The sequence below is a fragment of the Streptococcus sp. 1004_SSPC genome (assembly GCF_001069025.1).
Lineage (GTDB): Bacteria > Bacillota > Bacilli > Lactobacillales > Streptococcaceae > Streptococcus > Streptococcus vestibularis.
In genome coordinates, this window is sequence record NZ_JWGQ01000106.1 from 1 (window position 1) to 804 (window position 804).

Sequence of the window (804 nt, forward strand, 5' to 3'; positions counted from 1 at the left end):
ATCAATTAACTCTTGGTTAGACTTGCTTGAGGCGATACCGTATTCTTGTGTTTTGAAACCTTCTTTCAAGGTTTTTGTCTTCTTGCTTTCATAGCCAGAAAGGATAGATTTATCAACTGAGAAAGCATTTACACGATGAGCGTAAAGAGATACAGCCAATTCTGGGAAAGAACCTAGTTGAACGTAGTTGAACTTAAGATTGTGGGCTGAGGCATATTCTTGTAAGGCAGCCTTAGTTGACGCCCCTTGAGAAACCCCGATAGTCTTACCATTCAAATCTGAGATTTTATTAATATCTGAATTCTTTAGGACCAAGAAACCAATTTGATCATGGTAGTAAGGATCTGAGATGGCATAAGATGCCTTACGTTCGTCATTAATGGTGTAGGTACCGATGAGTAAGTCGATAGTACCGTTATCCATAAGAGGTTCACGGGTTTGCGTCGTTACAGGGATGTAATTTACTTTCACTTTTAACTCATCAGCAATCTTTTTAGCAAGATCAACTTCCATACCTTCGTAGCTATTGGTCTTAGCAGAATAGTAACCAAAGTTAGGAACGTCTTGTTTTACACCAACATTGAGTGTCCCTCGCTTAACAATCTTTTGGACTGCTTTACTATCAAGAAGCTTACTAGTGTCTTCCGCCTTAGTCTTGTGACTCGAGATAAGAAAAATAGTGACAATTGCTAAGCATGCGACAGTTAGGTAACGTAAGATTTTTTTGAAAATCATAGGCAACCTCCTTAGGCATCCACTTGGACACGATCAGAGTTGTGGTCGATAATCTTAGAAAGGAATTGA

1 protein-coding gene is annotated in these 804 nt (G+C 39.1%); it reads right to left on the minus strand.

Annotated features, from left to right (window positions below):
- Window positions 1-735: transporter substrate-binding domain-containing protein (locus tag ADF62_RS08015; RefSeq protein ID WP_048788569.1), on the minus strand; the 735-nt coding region annotated here is incomplete at its 3' end.
- Between the last annotated feature and the right edge of the window lie 69 nt (window positions 736-804).